Origin of the sequence: Xanthobacter flavus (assembly GCF_017875275.1) — a bacterium.
Classification (GTDB): Bacteria; Pseudomonadota; Alphaproteobacteria; order Rhizobiales; family Xanthobacteraceae; genus Xanthobacter; species Xanthobacter flavus_A.
Window position 1 is genome coordinate 1,202,933 of sequence record NZ_JAGGML010000001.1, and the last position, 18,904, is coordinate 1,221,836.

Annotated in this window: 15 protein-coding genes, 1 tRNA gene and 1 pseudogene; 11 read left to right on the forward strand and 6 right to left on the reverse strand. The window is 69.1% G+C overall.

What is annotated here, in order from left to right; genetic code table 11:
• Positions 1-15 precede the first annotated feature (15 nt).
• Positions 16-1,581 carry an AAA family ATPase gene (locus J2126_RS05910; RefSeq protein WP_209484832.1) on the forward strand — a complete coding sequence of 522 codons (1,566 nt, stop codon included), beginning with the start codon at positions 16-18 and terminating at the stop codon, positions 1,579-1,581.
• Here J2126_RS05910 and J2126_RS05915 read toward each other — a convergent pair.
• The 4 genes from J2126_RS05915 to J2126_RS05930 all read right to left on the reverse strand — a co-directional run bounded on the left by J2126_RS05915 (position 1,547) and on the right by J2126_RS05930 (position 5,008).
• Entirely contained in the window at positions 1,547-1,954 is a 408-nt protein-coding gene (locus J2126_RS05915) for a hypothetical protein (RefSeq protein WP_209484834.1), read from the reverse strand. The two genes, J2126_RS05910 and J2126_RS05915, sit on opposite strands and share 35 nt — an antisense overlap.
• 105 nt (positions 1,955-2,059) lie before the next feature.
• Positions 2,060-3,136: a selenide, water dikinase SelD gene (gene selD, locus J2126_RS05920; RefSeq protein ID WP_209484835.1), complete on the reverse strand. Its 1,077-nt coding sequence runs from the start codon at positions 3,134-3,136 to the stop codon at positions 2,060-2,062.
• A 133-nt stretch (positions 3,137-3,269) separates the two neighbouring features.
• Positions 3,270-4,412, reverse strand: coding sequence for a transglutaminase-like domain-containing protein (locus J2126_RS05925; protein ID WP_209484837.1), 1,143 nt, complete (start codon positions 4,410-4,412; stop codon positions 3,270-3,272).
• Positions 4,409-5,008, reverse strand: coding sequence for a TlpA family protein disulfide reductase (locus tag J2126_RS05930; RefSeq protein WP_209484839.1), 600 nt, complete (start codon positions 5,006-5,008; stop codon positions 4,409-4,411). The genes J2126_RS05925 and J2126_RS05930 overlap by 4 nt, the downstream gene beginning before the upstream one ends.
• 427 nt (positions 5,009-5,435) lie before the next feature.
• On the opposite strand from J2126_RS05930, the gene fdnG reads away from it, so the two are divergent.
• From fdnG to J2126_RS05980, 10 genes and pseudogenes are all read left to right on the forward strand, one after another.
• On the forward strand, positions 5,436-8,522 hold the full coding sequence (gene fdnG / locus J2126_RS05935) for a formate dehydrogenase-N subunit alpha (RefSeq protein WP_209484841.1): 3,087 nt from the start codon (positions 5,436-5,438) through the stop codon (positions 8,520-8,522).
• 17 nt (positions 8,523-8,539) lie between these two features.
• A complete protein-coding gene (gene fdxH / locus J2126_RS05940; protein ID WP_209484843.1) occupies positions 8,540-9,496 on the forward strand; it encodes a formate dehydrogenase subunit beta in 957 nt (318 codons plus the stop codon).
• Complete coding sequence (locus J2126_RS05945; RefSeq protein WP_209484845.1) at positions 9,493-10,191, forward strand: formate dehydrogenase subunit gamma; 699 nt, start codon at positions 9,493-9,495, stop codon at positions 10,189-10,191. Before fdxH ends, J2126_RS05945 begins: the two co-directional genes overlap by 4 nt.
• Before the next feature lie 90 nt (positions 10,192-10,281).
• Positions 10,282-11,214: a formate dehydrogenase accessory protein FdhE gene (gene fdhE / locus J2126_RS05950; RefSeq protein WP_209484847.1), complete on the forward strand. Its 933-nt coding sequence runs from the start codon at positions 10,282-10,284 to the stop codon at positions 11,212-11,214.
• Positions 11,215-11,223: 9 nt separating this feature from the next.
• On the forward strand, positions 11,224-12,654 hold the full coding sequence (gene selA / locus J2126_RS05955) for an L-seryl-tRNA(Sec) selenium transferase (RefSeq protein WP_209484849.1): 1,431 nt from the start codon (positions 11,224-11,226) through the stop codon (positions 12,652-12,654).
• A gap of 676 nt (positions 12,655-13,330) precedes the next feature.
• Complete coding sequence (locus J2126_RS05960) at positions 13,331-14,059, forward strand: tetratricopeptide repeat protein (protein ID WP_209489885.1); 729 nt, start codon at positions 13,331-13,333, stop codon at positions 14,057-14,059.
• Positions 14,060-15,883 (forward strand): annotated as a pseudogene (gene selB, locus J2126_RS05965) (selenocysteine-specific translation elongation factor); the annotation flags it as partial.
• Positions 15,884-16,018: 135 nt separating this feature from the next.
• Positions 16,019-16,114, forward strand: a tRNA-Sec gene (locus J2126_RS05970).
• 92 nt (positions 16,115-16,206) lie between these two features.
• Positions 16,207-16,701 (forward strand): hypothetical protein, encoded by a 495-nt coding sequence (locus J2126_RS05975; RefSeq protein ID WP_209484851.1) that lies wholly within the window; start codon positions 16,207-16,209, stop codon positions 16,699-16,701.
• A gap of 6 nt (positions 16,702-16,707) precedes the next feature.
• Complete coding sequence (locus J2126_RS05980; protein ID WP_209484853.1) at positions 16,708-17,079, forward strand: hypothetical protein; 372 nt, start codon at positions 16,708-16,710, stop codon at positions 17,077-17,079.
• Positions 17,080-17,236: 157 nt separating this feature from the next.
• On the opposite strand, the gene J2126_RS05985 is transcribed toward J2126_RS05980, so the two are convergent.
• Together J2126_RS05985 and J2126_RS05990 are read right to left on the reverse strand one after the other, a co-directional pair.
• A complete protein-coding gene (locus J2126_RS05985) occupies positions 17,237-17,938 on the reverse strand; it encodes a M15 family metallopeptidase (protein WP_245327223.1) in 702 nt (233 codons plus the stop codon).
• A gap of 447 nt (positions 17,939-18,385) precedes the next feature.
• A complete protein-coding gene (locus J2126_RS05990) occupies positions 18,386-18,904 on the reverse strand; it encodes a peptidoglycan-binding domain-containing protein (protein ID WP_209484856.1) in 519 nt (172 codons plus the stop codon).

An 18,904-nucleotide genomic window follows, 5' to 3' on the forward strand; every position in this document is an offset into this window, starting at 1 on the left:
CTTTGCGAGGCGACCATGACGGCACCGCAACCGCCCGAAAAGAGCGCAGGCGACCATGTGGTCGCCGACCAGAGCGCCGTCTTCGCCCTCCTCGCGGATCCCGCCACCCATGGCGTTAAGGAAACGGTCACGCGCATCGACACCCACGGCGCGGCCGTCTTTCTCGCAGGCCCCTACGCGTACAAGGTGAAGCGCGCGGTCTTCTTCCCCTTCATGGATTTCTCCACGCTGGACAAGCGCCGCGCCGCCTGCGCCGCCGAGGTGGAAATATCGGGCGCGGGAGCGCCCGGCCTCTATCTCGGCGTCGTGCCCATCGTGCGGATGGCAGACGGCCTCGCGCTCGGCGGGGACGGCGAAGCGGTGGAATACGCGGTGAAGATGCGCCGCTTCGACACCAACCTCACCCTCGACCGCATCACCGAGCGCGGCGCCCTCACGCCCGAGCTGACGAAAGACGTCGCGGCCATGGTGGTCTCTGCCCACGCCGCCGCGCCCGCGCGCCGGGGCTTCGACAGCGCGGGAAGGCTTTCCACCTATCTCGAAGACAACATCAACGAATTCGCCGCCCGGCCTGACCTCTTCCCAGCCAATGACGTGGCCCGCCTCGCCGAAGCATCTCGCGCGGCGCTGGTGCAGGTGCGGCTCCTGCTGGCGGCACGCTCTGAAGCAGGCTTCGTTCGCCGCTGCCATGGCGACATGCACCTGCGCAACATTGTGCTCCTGGATGGCAAGCCGGTGCTGTTCGACGCCATCGAATTCAACGACGAGATCGCCACCTGCGATGTTCTGTATGACCTCGCCTTCCTGCTCATGGACCTGTGGCAACGGGGCGAACGGAACGCGGCCAACGCGATTCTCAACCGCTATCTCTGGGTCAGCGACGACACACAGCTGGACGGATTGGCCGCGCTGCCGCTCTTCCTCAGTCTCCGCGCCGGCATCCGGGCGAAGGTGGAGGCAGCAGGGCTCGCGCATCTGGTAGAAGAGAAGCGGTCGGAGGGGGAGGCGCGGGTCACCCATTTCTTCCGTCACGCCTGCGCTCTAATCGGCGGAACGCAGCCCCAACCGACGCTTTGGGGGGTGGGCGGGCTGTCAGGGAGCGGCAAGAGCACCTGGGCTGCCAAGGCTGCGGTGAAGGTGGAATCGCGGGCGCCCGGCGCCGTCGTCCTGCGCTCGGATATCGAGCGCAAGCGCCTCTTCAACGTGCCGGAAACGGAAAAGCTGCCCCCAGAGGCCTATGCGGCTGAGGTGAGCCCCCGCGTTTATGAGCGGCTTCGGAGGCTGGCGCGGCACGTCCTCACCAGCGGGTACACCGTCATCGTCGATGCCGTGCATGCGCGACCGGAGGAACGCGACGCTCTCGAGGACGTCGCCAAAGAGGCTGGCGTACCGTTCAACGGACTCTGGCTCGACGCGCCGGCGGACGAGATGGTGCGGCGGGTGACCGCCCGCTCCGGCGATGCGTCAGACGCGGACGCCGCCGTGGTGCGCCATCAGCTGGCCTATGATCTCGGCCCCATCCGTTGGGTAAGAAGCCAAAGTCCCGTCAGCACTTCCCCTGCGGTTCCGGCTTCGGATTGACGCCCGAAACCGTGTCCGGCTGCCGGGTGGGAGACGCCGGCGTCCCAGCGTGGGGCGTGAGGCCGGTATAGGAACCGCCGGTGCCGCCGCTCCACGCGGTGGAGCCTTCGCTGCCGGGCTTGGTGCCGGAATCCGGGCCATGCGCCGGGGGCGTCGCGGCCGTGTGGGGCGGCTCCTCGCAGGCGCCGGTCTGGGCCGTGGGTGCGGCCGTCTGTGCGGCGGCCGGCGCGGGTAGGCCCGAAACCAGAAGGAACATGATGCCGCCGACGATGGCGGTGGCGCAGATGCGCGCCCTGTTGGGCGAGGGCAGCACGAGGGGAGACGGGCGCCGGGGCGCCATCGCTTGGGGGGTCAGGGCGTCGGTGAAGCGCATGGCCGTTCTCCTTTCATCGGGAGAACAACCTGCCACGCCCCATGGTTCCTCGATTCTTGCGCCGGCTCCCCGCCAGCGCCCCCGCTTTCGCCCCAACCTGCCGCCTCAGCCGGCGATGCGCACCCGCCCCGGCCCGGCTTCCACGCGGCCAATGCGCGCCGCCGCCGGATAGCCCGCCGCGCGGATCTCGGCGAGCAAGCGGTCGGCCTCTTCCGGCGCGCAGGACACGAGCAGGCCGCCGGAAGTCTGCGGATCGGTGAGGAGGTGGCGCTGCCAGTCGGGCGTGCCCTCCCGCAGGTCCACCTCGGCGCCGTAGCTTGCCCAGTTGCGGTGCGAGGCGCCGGTGACGAAGCCCTGCTGCACCAGCGCCTCCGCCTCCGACAGCCAGGGCAGCGCGGCGCGCTCGATGACGAGGGTGGCGCCCGAGCCGCGCGCCATCTCCAGCCCGTGGCCGAGAATGCCGAAGCCGGTCACGTCGGTGATGGCGCTCACCGCAGCCTCCTTGCCGAGGGCGGCGCCGACGCGGTTCAGCTTGGTCACCGAGGCGATCATCTCGTCATAGGCGGCGGCGGAGAGCGCCTCCTTCTTGAAGGCGGCGGAATAGACGCCGACGCCGAGCGCCTTGGTGAGGATGAGCGCATCCCCCACCCGAGCCGTCGAATTGCGCCGCAGCCGCGCCTTCGGTGCCCGGCCGATGACGGCGAGACCATAGACCGGCTCCGGGCAATCGATGGAATGGCCGCCGGCCACCGGAATGCCCGCCTCGGCGCAGATGGCCTGCCCGCCGGCGAGAATGGCGCGCACGGTGGCAGTGTCGATCTTGCCCAGCGGCATGCCGAGAATGGCGAGCGCCATCAGCGGCTCGCCGCCCATGGCGTAGACGTCCGAAATGGCGTTGGTCGCGGCGATGCGACCGAAATGGTCGGGGTCATCCACCATGGGCATGAAGAAGTCCGTGGTGGCGATGATGGCGGTCTCGCCGTCGAGATCGTAGGCGGCCGCATCGTCTCCCGTCTCGGTGCCCACCAGCAGCCGCTCGAACGGCCCGCCGCCCGCCTGCCCCGCCAGCAGTTCCTGCAGCACGGACGGCGCGAGCTTGCAGCCGCAGCCGCCGCCATGGGCGAGGCTGGTGAGGCGCACGGGCGCGGGCTGGGCGGAAGCAGCGTGGGGCACGTCGAGCATGGCGATGTTCCATAAGGGAGAAGGCGCGCGGCGGACGCGCCGCCGCGCGGATCGGGGGTCGGGCGGGGAAAAATTCCCCGCCGCCGGGCCACGCCCCGGCACGGCGACGGAGAACGCCCTGACCGGCGTCAGGTCACACCGCGATCTCTGCGGCGCGGATGGTGTATTTGAAATTGTCCGGGTCGAGGCAGTCGAGCAGGCCGCCGGCGCTGACGGCCTGCGGATACATGAGGAAGCCGAGATGCGGCCCGTCGAAGCCGGGCAGGGCCACGTCATGGGCCGTGTTGTAGGCGAACCAGTTGCCCTCCCACGAGCCGAACAGCGCCTTGCGCGCGGCGACCACCTTGGGGTCGTCGATGGCGAGCTTGCCCGGGGGCTCCTCCAGCACCACCTTGCGCACGTCGGCGGGGTCCATGGGGGTCCAGCCGAAGTCGGAGAGGAACACCTCGGCCCGGCAATGCTGCGCCTTGGTGACGATCTCGGAATTGGCGCCGAGGCTCTTGTAGCCGAAGCGCGAGGGCACCACCCGCAGGCCATAGACATCGCGCGCCGGAATGCCCTGCGCCCGCACCAGGCCGACGAACAGCGCGTTGAGGTCGGCGCACTTGCCGCCGAGATCGCCGCTCTTCAACAGCGCCGCAATATCGCCGATGCCGCAGCCGCGGGTGGCGGCGTTGCGATAGGTGTTCTCGACGATCCACTGAAAGATGGCGCCCACCTTGTCCAGCTCGGTGGCCTTGCCGGCGACGATCTTGTCGGACGTCGCCTTCACGATGCCGTCGGTGGGGATGAGGTCGGTGGCCTCGGTGTTGCGGCGACGCTCGTCTGCGTTGAGGGGCGCCGGCTTGCCGGGCTTCGTCAGGTCCACGGCGAAGTCGCGGGTCGTGGCGCGGCTGACCAGCTCCACCTTCGGCGCCGGCTCGCCCTCGGCCCAGGCGACATGCAGCATGTCGGCGCCGGAGCGCGCGTCGCGCACGATCTTGGCGGTCTTGGCATTGGTGGTCCAGGTGTTCTCGCCGGGCTTGAACCAGTCCGGATTGCTGAACGAAGCCACCGGCAGCCAGGCCTGCACCTTGCCGGCTGGCTTCAGGATCTCGACCGTGGTGGTGATCTGGAAGCTGCGCCAGTTGCCCACCGTAGGGGCGAACACACGCGCTTCCGAGGCAGCCGGCGTGCCGGCGGCTTGCGCGAAGGCGGCACGGGACAGGACGGCGGCGGCACCGGCAGAAAGGCCGGCGAGCGCGCCCGCCTTCAGAAGGTCGCGACGGGTGGTCATCGGGTCTGTTCTCCCTGGAAGTCTCTCGGCTGGGTTCTTGCGCTTGCCACCGCCGCGGCCGTGATCACGGCGAGGGTTTCAGGGTCGGCCCAGTCCACCTCACCCTCGCGGGCGAGCAGGATGCGGCCGGACATCACGACAAAGCTCGCGGGCAGCAGGCTGGCTCCCCATGCCCGCGCAGCCGCGCGGTTCTGATCCATCAGCACGGGGCCGGGCGCGGGGCCGGCCGTGCCTTCGGCGAAGAAGCGGCGCACGCGATCGGCCGGCTCGGCCACGTCCACCAGCAGCACCGGCACACCGCTGCGGCGCGCGAAACCGGCCAGAGCGGGCAGCTCCGTGCGGCAGGGCACGCACCAGGTGGCGAAGAAATGGACGATGGTCGGCGCATCATCCGGGGCGAGCGTCACACGCCCGCCATCGAGGGCATCGAGCGAGAGCACAGGAGATGTCGGCCGGCCTTCGACGATGGCCAGTCGTCCCGGCGGCGCATGCTCCTCCTCGGCGGCGGTCAAAGGCGAAGTTGCCAGCAGAAGCGCGAGCGCCAGTCCCAGCGGCGCGGCGCGTGGCCGCTCCTGCCCCGGGAGTCGTTTCCGCACGTGCGTGCGGCCCCGCAGGCGATGCCGCGGTTCAGGCTGTGCTGTATCCGACTGGATAGATTGTGCGCCCCGACCCGCGGGAGCCAAACCGACCTTCACACGGGCACTGTGCGCCAGGCGCGCGCGACGGGTCAACGCCCGTTTCCGTGATCACGCTCGGCTTCGGCAGCGCACAATTGCCGGACACCGCCGAACCCCGTTCCGTTACGTGATGAGAGGTAACCGGGAAGCTTGAGCGTGCCGCATCGCACCATGCGACAAGAAGGCGATTTTCGTTCAAACACGCGGAGTTGCGCGGGGATAAATTGACATCATTCCAGTTCCAAAATACCGTCCCGTCACGCTGGGAGAACCAGCATCCGGAGCGGCTCCAAGGCCGTCCGAAACCGTCCCCGGTCGGGGCACGAAAGGTCGGAGGTTTCCTTCGATGAATATGGAGCTCTCGCGGCGCCAGTTTTTGAAAACGGCGGGCGCGGGCGTGGCGGGAACGACGCTGGGCGCGTTGGGATTCGGTCCCATCGAGGAGGCCCTGGCCTCCACCATCAAGCCCTTCCGCCTCGTCAACACCACCGAGGTGCGCAACACCTGCACCTACTGCTCGGTGGCCTGCGGCATCCTCATCTTCTCCAAGGGCAATCTCGCCAAGGGCGAGAAGGCGGACATCACCCATATCGAGGGTGACACCGACCATCCCACCAATCGCGGCACGCTCTGCCCGAAGGGCGCGGCCCTGCTCGATATCGTGAAGTCCGAGCAGCGCCTCAAGCAGCCCATGATCCGGCGCGCGGGCTCCGACAAGTTCGAGAAGATTTCCTGGGACGAGGCGCTCGACAAGATCGCCAAGGCCATGAAGGCGGACCGCGACGCCAACTTCATCGCCAAGAACAACGACGGCGTGACGGTGAACCGCTGGCTCACCACCGGCTTCCTCGCCGCCTCCGCCACCACCAACGAAACCGCGTTCGCCACCTACAAGGTGGTGCGCTCAACCGGAATTCTGACTTTCGACAATCAGGCGCGCGTCTGACACGGCCCCACGGTGTCCAGTTTGGGCCCAACTTTTGGCCGTGGCGCGATGACCAATTCGTGGACCGATATCAAGAACACGGATCTGGTCGTCATCATGGGCGGCAATGCCGCCGAAGCGCACCCGTGCGGATTTAAATGGGTCACGGAGGCGAAGGCCACCCGTGGCGCCAAGCTCGTTGTCGTGGACCCGCGCTTCACGCGCTCGGCCGCGGTGGCGGATTATTACGCCCCGATCCGGCAAGGCACCGACATCGCCTTCCTGCTGGGCGTCATCAACTATCTGATTCAGAACGACAAGATTCAGTGGGACTATGTGAAGGCGTTCACCAACGTCGGCTACATCGTCAAGGAAGGCTTCGGGTACCAGGACGGCCTGTTCACGGGCTATGACGAGATGAAGCGGGACTACAACCGCTCCACCTGGGACTACGAGATCGGCCCCGACGGTTATGCGGTCGTAGACGACACCCTCCAGCATCCCCGCTGCGTCTTCAACCTTCTGAAGCAGCATGTCTCCGTCTACACGCCGGAGATGGTCGAGCGCATCACGGGCACGCCCAAGGACAAGTTCCTGAAGGTGGCGTCCATGATGGCGGAGTGTTCGTCGCCCACCAAGACGATGACCTCCATGTACGCGCTCGGCTGGACCCAGCATTCCAAGGGCTCGCAGAACATCCGCTGCATGGCGATGATCCAGCTGCTCCTGGGCAATATCGGCGTGCGCGGCGGCGGCATGAATGCCCTGCGCGGGCATTCCAACATCCAGGGCCTCACCGACATCGGCCTGATGTCCAACCTGATCCCGGGCTATCTCACGATCCCGACGGAAAAGGAGCCGGACTTCAACGCCTACATGTCGACGCGCGGCTTCAAGCCGTTGCGTCCCAACCAGATGAGTTACTGGCAGAACTACAAGAAGTTCTTCGTGTCGTTCCAGAAGGCCATGTGGGGTGCGTCGGCGACGGCGGACAACAACTGGGCCTACGACTACCTGCCGAAGCTCGACGTGCCGGCCTATGACGTGCTGCGCGCATTCGAGCTGATGAAGCAGGGGAAGATGAACATCTACTTCTGCCAGGGCTTCAACCCGCTGCAGGCCTTCCCCAACAAGGCCAAGCTCGCGGAGGCGCTCGGCAAGCTCAAGCTCCTCGTGATCATGGATCCGCTGGAGACCGAGACCGCGCGCTTCTGGGAGAATCACGGCGTCTACAACCAGGCCGATCCGTCGAAGATCCAGACGGAGGTCATCCAGCTGCCCACCACCTGCTTCGCCGAGGACAACGGCTCGCTGGTGAATTCGGGCCGCTGGCTGCAATGGCACTGGGCCGCCGGGACGCCTCCGGGCGAGGCCAAGACGGACATCTACATCATGGCGCAGCTCCATCTGCGCCTGAAGGAGATGTACAAGAAGGACGGCGGCGCTTTCCCCGATCCCATCGTCAACCTGACGTGGAACTACAAGGACCCGCACGAGCCCTCGCCCGACGAGCTTGCGAAAGAGCTGAACGGCTACGTGGTCTCGGACGTGCTCGACCCCAACGACCCCACCAAGAAGGTCCTGGAGGCGGGCAAGCAGGTTCCGGGCTTCGGCGTGCTGCGCGACGACGGCACCACCGCGGCGGGCTGCTGGATCTATTCCGGCTGCTACACCGAGGCTGGCAACATGATGGCGCGCCGGGACAATTCCGACCCCGACGACACCGGCGCCTACCTCAAGTGGTCGTTCGCCTGGCCTGCGAACCGCCGCATCATCTACAACCGCGCCTCCTGCAACATCGACGGAAAGCCGTGGGACGACACCCGCAAGCTGATCTGGTGGGACGGGGCCAAGTGGACGGGCTACGACGTGCCCGACATCGCCCCCACCGCCAAGCCGCGGGATGTGGGCCCCTTCATCATGAACCCGGAAGGCGTCTCCCGCCTGTTCACCCGGGGCATGATGCGGGACGGGCCGTTCCCGGTGCATTACGAGCCGTTCGAGAGCCCGGTCGCCAACCTCATCGCCCCCAAGGTGCGGGGCAACCCGGTGGCGCGCGTGTTCAAGGACGACTTCGCCCAGTTCGCCGACGTGGCGTCGAAGGAGTTCCCCTATGCGGCGACCTCCTACCGGCTCACCGAGCACTTCCACTACTGGACGAAGAACAACCACGTGAATTCGGTGCTCCAGCCCGAATTCTTCGTGGAGATCTCCGAGGAACTGGCCAAGGAGAAGTCGATCCAGAATGCCGGCTGGGTCCGCGTGTGGTCGAAGCGCGGCTCCGTCACCGCCAAGGCCTACGTGACCAAGCGCATCCGTCCCCTGATGGTGGACGGAAAGCCCGTGCACATCGTCGGCATCCCCATCCACTGGGGCTTCGTCGGCGCCGCCAAGAAGGGCTTCCCGGCCAACGTGCTCACCCCGTTCGTGGGTGACGCGAACATCGAGACGCCGGAGTTCAAGGCGTTCCTCGTCAACATCGAGCCCACCACCGGGCCGGTGGCGTAAGGGAAAGGAGAACCAGCATGTTTCCTCCGATTCCGAACCCCACCACCGCCCCCGTGGCGCCCAAGATGAGCGATGCGGACCTCGTCCGCCGCTCCGCCTCCGGTTCCCCCTCGCAGGTCGAGTTCAAGGAGCCGGTGGCCAAGCTCATCGACGTGTCGAAGTGCATCGGCTGCAAGGCCTGCCAGGCGGCGTGCCTCGAATGGAACGAACTCCATGAGGAGATCGGCACCTTCAACGGCACCTACACCAACCCGCCGGACCTGACGCCGGCGTCGTTGACGCTCATGCGCTTCACCGAGTGGGTGAACCCCGAGACCGACAATCTCGAATGGCTCATCCGCAAGGACGGCTGCATGCATTGCGCCGATCCGGGCTGCCTGAAGGCTTGCCCGGCGCCCGGCGCCATCGTGCAGTATTCCAACGGCATCGTGGACTTCGACCACGCCAAGTGCATCGGCTGCGGCTATTGCGTGAAGGGCTGCCCCTTCAACATCCCGCGCATCTCGCAGGTCGATCACAAGGCCTACAAGTGCACGCTGTGCTCGGACCGCGTGGCGGTCGGCCAGGGTCCCGCCTGCCAGAAGGCATGCCCCACCCAGGCCATCGTCTTCGGCACCAAGACGCAGATGAAGGAATGGGCCGAGGGCCGGATCAAGGACCTGAAGTCCCGCGGCTACAAGAATGCGGGGCTCTATGATCCGCCGGGCGTCGGCGGCACGCACGTCATGTATGTGCTGCAGCACGCCGACAAGCCGTCGATCTATGCGGGCCTGCCGGACAATCCGCGCATCAGCCCCATCGTCGAGGCGTGGAAGGGCGTGACCAAATATGTCGGCCTCGGCGTCATGGGCTTCGCCGCCCTCGCCGGCGCGCTGCATTACCTCGTCAACGGCGCCAACAAGGTGTCGCCGGAAGACGAGGCGAACGCCGAGAAGCTGACGGCTGAGAAGCTGTCGTCCGGAGGCCGCTCATGAGCGCACCCTACGATCTGGAGAAAGGCGACGCGGTTCACCCGGGTCGCCCGGTGCAGGTGGACCGCTACACGGTGGGCGCCCGCATCAACCACTGGATCACGGCCATCAGCCTGATCCTGCTGGCCATTTCCGGCCTCGCCCTGTTCCACCCCAGCCTCTACTTCCTCACCGGCCTATTCGGCGGCGGGCAGATGACGCGCACCATCCATCCCTGGATCGGCGTCGTGCTCTTCTTCTCCTTCGCCGGCATGTTCCTGCGCTTCTGGAAGGCCAACCTCTGGAAGAGCGAAGACGGCACCTGGATGCGTCGCATCCGCGACGTCATCGCCGGCCATGAGGAGAAGCTGCCCGAGCTCGGCAAATACAATGCCGGGCAGAAGATGGTGTTCTGGGGCATGAGCCTGCTCATCGCGGTGCTCATCACCTCGGGCGTGGCGATCTGGCAGGCCTATTTCGCCTCCTACACCACCATAGAGCAGCAGCGCGTCGCCCTTCTGGTCCATGCGGTGGCGGCTGTGGCGATCATCTGCGTCTGGATCGTCCACGTATACGCTGCCATCTGGGTCAAGGGCACCATCAGCGCCATGACCCGGGGGCAGGTGACGGGCGGCTGGGCGTGGCGGCACCACAGGAAGTGGTTCCGCGAGCTGGTCAGCTCCCGCAAGTCGGGGACCCGCGGGACTCCCGCAGAGTAGGCCTTTTCCCTATAATGGCCTCCCGGCCGCCGCGTGCGACCGGGAGGTTCATGTCCGGTGCACGTGACCCGTGAGGTTCGTGAGGTCATCATGTCGCGTACCTTCGGCCCCACCTCGGCGCCCCCGATTCCCGATCCCTCCGTGCTGGAGGGCGTGACGGCGCCGACCTTCGCCTATCTGCCGGACCCCTCGACCCTGTTCGCGCGCCGCGCGGCGCGGTTCCGGCATCTGGCGCAGAACCATCCCCTTTCGCCCTACCTCACCTTCCTCGCCGGGCTCAGCGAGGCGCAGCACACCGCCATCGCCGCGACGCCCGCGCCCGAGCCAGTGGAGGCGGCGCAGGTTGAGCGCGCCCGCGCCAACGAGATGCCGCCCCTCGACCGCAGCCATTTCACCACCGATGCCGCCTTCGACACCCTGTTCGAGCGGGCGCTGGCGGAAGCGACCAAGATCGAGCAGCCCGAGGCCGCCCGCACCGCCCTGGAGCGGGTGCGCATGGCTTCCGACGTCGCGCGCGGCGAGATGATCCGCAACGTGCTCGCCTCCTCCATTCCGGAGGAAGCTTTGGCCGAGCACCTCTATGTGGCGGCGGCGCTGGAGGTCCATTTCGCCCGCCTCGCGTCGCAGCTCGATGCCAGCCGCCTCGTGCCGGTGGGCGATGGCGTCTGCCCCACCTGCGGCGGGCCGCCGGTGGGCAGCCTGATTGTCAACTGGCCCGCCTCCCATGGCGCGCGCTACTGCGCCTGCGCCTTGTGCGGCACGCTCTGGAACTTCGTGCGGGTGCGCTGCACCGCCTGCGGCTCCACCGCCGGCATCGGCTATCAGGAGGTGGAGGGCGGCAACGGCGCGGTGAAGGCCGAGACCTGCGACACCTGCCACGCTTATTCCAAGGTGTTCTATCTCGCGCAGGATGACGGCCTCGATCCCGTCGCCGACGACGTGGCGAGCCTCGCCCTCGACATCAAGCAGAAGGACGGTCCCTACCGGCGCGCCGCCTTCAATCCCTTCCTCCTCGGCTATTGAGGAGCGCAGATGACAAGCGCTCCGGCGGCTCTCTCCCCTGCCCCGCCCCTGCGGCTGCTTCCGTCCGTGGATCAGGTGCTCAAGGCCGAGGCCGCCCGCGCCGCGCTGGAGCGCCACGGCCGGCAGGCGACGACCCAGGCGGTGCGCGATGCCCTCGATGAGCGCCGCGCCGCGCTAAGGGCGGGTGCAGGCGCCGCCGCGACGCCCGAGGAGATCGCCGCCGCCGCGCTCGCCCGGCTCGATGCCGCCGCCGCGCCCAGCCTGAGGCCCGTCTTCAACCTCACTGGCACGGTGCTGCACACCAATCTCGGCCGCGCCATTTTCGCGGAAGAGGCGATCGCGGCCGCCACCCGGGCCATGCGCAATGCGGTCTCACTGGAATACGACCTCGATGGTGGGCGCCGGGGCGAGCGCGACGATCATGTGCGCGGCCTCATCTGCGAACTGACCGGCGCCGAGGACGCGACGCTCGTCAACAACAACGCGGCCGCCGTCCTGATCGTCCTGAACACCCTCTCCGCCGGAAAGCCGGCTCTGGTCTCGCGTGGCGAGCTGATCGAGATCGGCGGCGCCTTCCGCATGCCCGAGATCATGCGCCGTGCCGGAGCGGAGCTGGCGGAAGTCGGCACCACCAACCGCACCCACCCGCGCGACTATCGCGACGCCATCGCCCCCGAGACGGGGGTGATCCTGAAGGTCCACACCTCCAATTACCGCATCGAGGGCTTCACGGCTGACGTGTCGCCCCGCGACCTCGCCGAGATCGCCCGCGCCGGCGGCGTGCCCCTCGTCAACGACCTCGGCTCCGGCACCCTGGCCGACCTCTCCCGCTACGGCCTCGTGCACGAGCCCACCGTGCGGGAGGCGCTGGCGGAGGGTGCGGACATCGTGACCTTCTCCGGCGACAAGCTGCTCGGCGGGCCGCAGGCCGGCTTCATCGTGGGGCGGCGCGATCTCATCGCCCGCATCAACAAGAATCCCATGAAGCGGGCGCTGCGCGTGGACAAGGTGCGCCTCGCCGCCATCGAAGCAACCCTGCGGCTCTACCGCGACCCGGACCGCCTCGCCGCGCGTCTTCCCACACTTCGTTACCTCACTCGCTCGCGCGAAGATCTCGCCGCCCAAGCTGCCCGGCTGGTGCCGCACTTCGCGCGCATCCTCGGCGAACGCTTCACCGTAGAAAGCGCGCCGTGCCGCAGCCAGATCGGCTCCGGGGCGCTGCCGCTGGAGACGCTGGAGGGCGTGGGCCTCGCCATCCGCGCCCGCGACGGCAGCGGCGGCGCCATCGGGCGCCTCGCCGATGCCATGCGGCGGTTGCCGGTTCCGGTCATCGGACGGATTGACGATCAGGCGCTGGTGCTGGATGTGAGATGCCTTGAGGACGAAGCGGCGCTTGTCGCGTCCGTGACCGCTTTGGAGGGGGCACATGAGCTGGCTTGACCGACTGAAGGGCAAGGGCGGGGGACCGGACGATCCGGATACACCGGCGGATGCGCCGCAGGACCGTTCGTCGCCGGATCGTGCCCAGTCTCGTCCGTCCCATGTCCATCCGCCCATGCCCCGGCTGCAGCGCGCCTCCGAACGCCGCCCGGTGAGCGAGACCGAGGTGGACCTCGACGCGCTGCTCGGCGATATCGCAAGCGGCCTTGCCCCCGCGCGCCCCGCTGCGCCGGAACCGCGTTCCGAGCCCGACCTGGCGCGCCGGCCCCGCCTGGGCGAGCGTATGCGGGAGGACAATCCGTTCGCCCCCGTCTCCGAACCCGAGCCCCAGGCCCCCGAGTTGCCCGCGCCCCAACCTGCCGCGCGCGAGCCCGAGGCGCCAGCGGTGGAACTGAAGTTCGAGGAGATCGTCTTCGCCCGCGCCCCGGCCGCGCCGGCGGACGAGCCGCCCGCAGTCGAGGCCCCGGCACCGCACGCCTATGCCGAGCCCGCGCCGCCCGTTGCGGCACCGGAGGCCGCGCCACCCGATTTCGCGCAGACCTATGCGGCCAAGGCGCCCTACGCGACGGGCTCCTACGTCGAGCCGACCTTCACGGAACCGACCTTCACCGAGCCCGCCTTCGTGGAAGAGGCGCCGGAGGAGCCGGTCGCCGAGGCCCGAACGCCTGAGGAGCTGATGGCCGAGGCGCTGGCGGCGGCGACCGCCGGCCAATACGAGGCCGCGCTCAACATCTGGGAGCCGCTGGCCCGCGCCGGCAATGCCCGCGCCCAGAACAATATCGGCGCCTGCTTCGTGGACGGCCTCGGCGTCGACCAGGACCTCGACCTCGCCCGCCGCTGGCTGGAACTGGCCGCCGAGGGCGGCGATCCGGTGGGCCGGCGCAATCTCGCGACTCTCTATTTCAAGGGCCAGGGCGTCGAGCAGGACTATGCCCGCGCCGCCGACCTCTACCGCGCCGCGGCCGAGGATGGCGACGCCCCGGCGCAGGACATGCTGAGCTGGATGCTGCTGGAGGGCGAGGTTATGCCGCCCGACGCGACGGAAGCCGGCCGCTGGGCGATGGCCGCCGCTGAGCAGGGCGTCGGCTCGTCCATGACGCGCCTCGGCATGATCGCCCACAATGCGCTGGGCACGGATCGCGATCCGGTGGAAGCCGCCCGCTGGTGGCGCAAGGGGGCGGAGGCGGGCGACGCGGACGGGCAGGCTATGCTCGGCGCCGCCTACCACCTCGGTGCCGGCGTCCCGCATGACAAGATCGCCGCCTTCGCCTGGCTGCTGCGCGCCCGCGCGGGCCACAGCGCCCTCGCCGACCGCTTCTTCGAGGCGGTGCGCGGCACGCTTACGCCCGAGGAGGCCGCCGCCGCCCAGCGCCGCGCCGCCATACCGCTGGGGGAGCTGCCCTAGGTGATCATCGGCACGGCCGGACATATCGACCATGGCAAGACCACGCTGGTGCGTGCCCTCACCGGTGTCGATACCGACCGCCTGAAGGAAGAGAAGGCCCGCGGCATCTCCATCGACCTCGGCTTCGCCTATCTCCCGGTGGGAGACGACGTGCTGGGTTTCGTGGATGTGCCCGGGCACGAGAAGTTCGTCCACACCATGCTCTCCGGCGCGGGCGGCATCGATTTCGCCCTGCTGGTGGTGGCCGCCGATGACGGTGTGATGCCGCAGACCCGCGAGCACCTCGCCATCCTGGACCTGCTCGGCATCGACAAGGGCGTGGTCGCCCTCACCAAGGCCGATCTTGCCGACGCCGACCGCATCGCCGCGGTGGAAGCCGAGATCACCGCCTTGCTCGCCCCCACCGGCCTCGCCGACGCCCCCATCCTGCCCGTGGCGGCAGCGCGCGGAGACGGGGTGGATGCGCTGCGCGACATGCTGGTGGACGCCGCGCGCAGCCTCGGCCGGCGGGCGGGCGGAGGGCGCTTCCGCCTTGCCGTGGACCGCAGCTTTACCCTCTCCGGCGCAGGAACGGTGGTGACGGGCACGGTGCTGTCGGGCGCCGTGAAGGTGGGCGACCGGGTGACGGTGAGCCCCTCCGGCCTCTCCGCCCGTGTGCGCTCCATCCGCGCGCAGGACCGTGTGGCCGAGACCGGCGTCGCCGGTGACCGCTGCGGTATCAACCTCGCCGGCGAGGCCATCTCCAAGGATGCCATTTCCCGTGGCGACGTGGTGCTGGACCCCGCCCTCCACGCCCCCACCGACCATATCGACGCCGAGCTGAAGGTGCTCGCCGGCGAGCCGCGCCCCATCGCCCAGTGGCTGCCGGTGCGCCTGCACCATGCCGCGCGCGAGGTTGGCGCGCGGCTCGTGCTGCTCGGCGATGCCATCCCCCCCGGCGGCAGCGGCAAGGTGCAACTGGTGCTGGAGGCGCCCATCGCGGCGGCGGCGGGCGACCGCTTCGTCATCCGCGACACCTCGGCCCAGCGCACCATCGGCGGCGGCCGATTCCTCGATTTGCGCGGACCGCGCCGCAAGCGCCGCACGCCCGAGCGCATCGCTCAGCTCGACGCGCTGGCGCACCGCGACTCGGCCGAGGCGCTCGCCGCCCTGCTCGCCGTGCCGCCGCACTTCGCTGACCTCGATGCTTTCGCGCGCGACCGGGCTCTCTCCGCCGAGGAGACGGCGGCGCTGGTGGCGCGGCTCGATCTTGCCCGCCTGTCCGCGGGCAACACCACGCTGGCGCTGACGCAGGCCGCCTTCGCCGCCTTCACCGCCGGCCTCATGGCGGCGCTGGACGCCTTCCATGCGGGCAATCCGGATCTGCCGGGCATCGGCCGCGAGCGGCTGCGCATGATGCTGGAGCCGCGCCTGCCGGCCACCGCCTTCCTGGCCGCCCTCGCCGCTTTGCCGCCGGCCACAATAAGGCAAGAAGGCGCCTGGGTTCGACGCGCCGACTTCTCGGTGAAGCTCGCCGCCTCCGACGAGGATTTGTGGGCGCGCATCAGGCCGCTGCTCACCGGCGAGGAGCGCTTCCGCCCGCCCCGCGTGCGTGACATCGCCGGCCTCCTCGCCGTGCCTGAGCCGGAGGTGCGCCGGCTGATGAAGCTGCTCGGCCGCATGGGGAGGGTGGACGAGGTGGCCCGCGACCACTTCTTCCTGCGCCCGGTGGTGTCAGAGATGGTGGAGATCATCACCCGCCTCTCCGGTGAGCGGATGAAGGACGAGTTCACCGCCGCCGCCTTCCGCGACGAGGTGCAGAACGGCCGCAAGGTGGCGATCCAGATCCTTGAATTCTTCGACCGCCACGGCCTCACCTTGCGCCGCGGCGATCTGAGGCGCATCAATCCGTTCCGGCTGGACCTGTTCGCCGGCGCGGCGGACGATGCGCCTGAATTCACCGCGGCGGCGCCGTCGCGGGGAAGAGAAGCGTCCCTGGTGGGGCGTCCGGACTTCAAATCCGGGAGGGGCCGCGAGCCGGTCCTTGGTGGGTTCGACTCCCACTCTCTTCCGCCAAATTCCATTGCGCCAAATTCCGCTACACCGGAACTTGCGGCGCCAACGCCGCCCGCGCCCGATGCGCGCCCCCGCAGCTACGGGAAGGGACGATGAGCCCCGAGACCGACCTCCCCGCCCCGGCCCCCGATGCCGCGCCCGATCCCGCCATCGAAGCGCGCGCCGCCGTGCTCGCCCGCCTCGATGCTGCGAAAGTGGCCGCTGACGTGGCCGAGACGGCCTATCGCGCCGAGGCCGCCCGCCAAACCGAGGAACTGGCGCGCGAGCGGGCCCATGCCTGGCGCCGGGCCGATCTGATGCGTTCCCTCGCCGGCACCCTCGACAGCGTTCCCGATGCGGAGATGGCGGTTGCCGCCGGGCAGGCGCTGCTGCGCGCGCGGCTCGGCTGGTCCGACGACAGCGAGGCCCGCGCCGAGGTGCTCGCCCGCTTCGCCCCTGTCGCGGTGGCCCTGTTCGAGATGGAGAGCGAGGCCGCGCCCGAGGCGGCGCTCGCGACGTTCGAGGAGTGGTACGCCACGACGCGGCAGAGCGCCTTCTGGTACCTGTTCGAGCACTACCTTCCCGACACGCCCCTCGTGGATTTCTGACTTCCCATGGCCACCGATTTCGACGACTGGCTCACCCGCACCTTCGCCGACCATGGCGGTTTCACCGCGCTCGTGGTGCTGGTGCGCATCGCCGAGCCGGAGGTGAAGCCGCTCGCCTCCACCTTCCTCAACATCATCGGCGACGAGGTGGACTGGGCCGGCATGATCGCCTTGTTCGCCGGCTCCCGGCAGGCATGGGACGGCGCCGCCTTCTTCGCCCAGACGGACGACGGCGGGCCGCTGGAGAACGGCGAGGCCCGTGGCCGCCTGCGCGCGCTGGAAGAGCGCATCCGCGAGAACCGGCTGGTGCTGAACGAAGGCGATTTCTTCGACACCTTCGGCCGGCGGCTGAAGGTGGAGGAGATCGCGCCGAACTGAGGGGTGGACGCGGCAGCGTTTTGAGGCCGTCATGCCCCGGCTTGTCCGGGGCATCCACGGTGCCGCGTGCTCGGTGCCTCCCCACTCCGCGCGAACGGTGGAGTGGATCCCCCGCACAAGGCGGGGATGACGGCAGGGTAGTACGGCTTCCCCCGCCCTACTCGATGGGAAAATCGAAATAGGTGTCCGGGAAGGGCTCGTCCTTCAGGGTGAAGTGCCACCATTCCTTGTCGAACGGCTTGAAGCCTTTGTCGCTCATCAGCCCCGCGAGCAGCCGGCGGTTGGCGCGCTGGGTCGCAGAGACGGCAGGGGAATCCGGCCAGGAGCGGGGGCTGAACAGATCGAAGGGCGTACCCATGTCGAGGTCGCGCCGCGTGGCGAGATCAAACAGGGTGAGGTCCAGCGTGGATCCGCGCGAATGACCGGAGCGGGCGGCGATGTAGCCTTCCGCGAACAGGTCCTTTTTCGCCACATCGGGATAATAGGTGGGCTTGGTTTTCTCGTCGGCGAGGTCGCTGGCCCAGCGGGCGAAGTGGGCGACGGCGCGGGCCGGGCGGTAGCAATCGAAGATCCTGAGGCCAAGGCCCTTCTTCTTCGCCTCCGCCGCCACCTTCGCGAGCGCCTCGGCCGCCGGGCGGGTGAGGAAGCAGCGGGCGGCGCCGTATCCGTCCACCCGCGTGCCCACGAAATTGTGGGTCGAGAAATAACGCACGTCGAACACCGCGTCCGGCACCACGCCCGCGACATCCACGAACACGTCGGGGCGGTCGGTGCGGGCGTCGGCCGCGAGCGGCAGGCCCGCAATGGTGAGGGCGAGGGCGGCGGGCTTCACCAGTCGATCCATCAGGGCTTTGGCCATGCTGCGTTGCATGGCTTCAGCATAGGGCCCGCGCGGGGCGCCCGCCAGAGAGGGCCTCGCCACATTCCCTCACCGCATGCGCGGGGGCGTTTCGGGCACATCGACGGGATCGCGCAGCGGCGTTGGCTCCGGGATCGGGTCCTTGCGCGGCTCGCGGGAGGGATCGCCCTCCGGGAGCGGCGGAAGATCAGGCCCCGGCTCAGGAAACTCCGGAGGATCCTCCACTGGATCGGGCGGCAGGATGGGGGGCTCCGGGGGACGGCCGGGCTCGGGCGGGGGAAACGGGCCGCCGATCAGGGCGGCCAAGCCTGAAGAGGAGGACCGGCCGCCCATCGGGGCGGCCGTGTGGGTTTCGGCGCGGGAGCGCAGCGGGGGGACGCGAGGGGAAAGGGTCATCCCGGGCCAACGCCCGGGGGTCACCGCTGTTCCCGCACCCTCCGCCTTCGCTCAGGAGAAGAAGGAGGTGATGGTCTGCCAGATGCTCTTCTTCGGCGCCGCGGTGGCACCGGCCTCGGCGGGCTTGGCATCGGTGGAAACGGTGCCGGGCGCCGCCTGCGACTTCGCCACCGCTTCCGGCGAGAAGACGCCGGCGAAGGCCGGGATCTTGGCAAGGGTGTCGGGGCCGGCCATGCCGTCCGCATCGAGCCCGTTCTTTTCCTGGAATTCCTTCACCGCCTTGGCAGTGCCGGGGCCGAACGCGCCGTCGGCGGCAATGCCCAGCGCGGTCTGCAGCTTCTTCACCGCCTCGCCCTTGGTGCCCACGGTGAGCAGTACCAGTTCCGGCAGGCCGAGCGCCGTGAAGGTGTCCGGCCCGGCGATGCCGTCCGCGGCGAGGCCGTGCTGGGTCTGGTAGGCCTTGAGGGCGGTCTCGGTGGCGGGGCCGAACTGGCCGTCCGCGGTCACGCCGAGCTTGGCCTGAAGGATCTTCACCGGCTCGCCCGCGAGCCCACGCTTGAGAAGTGCCAT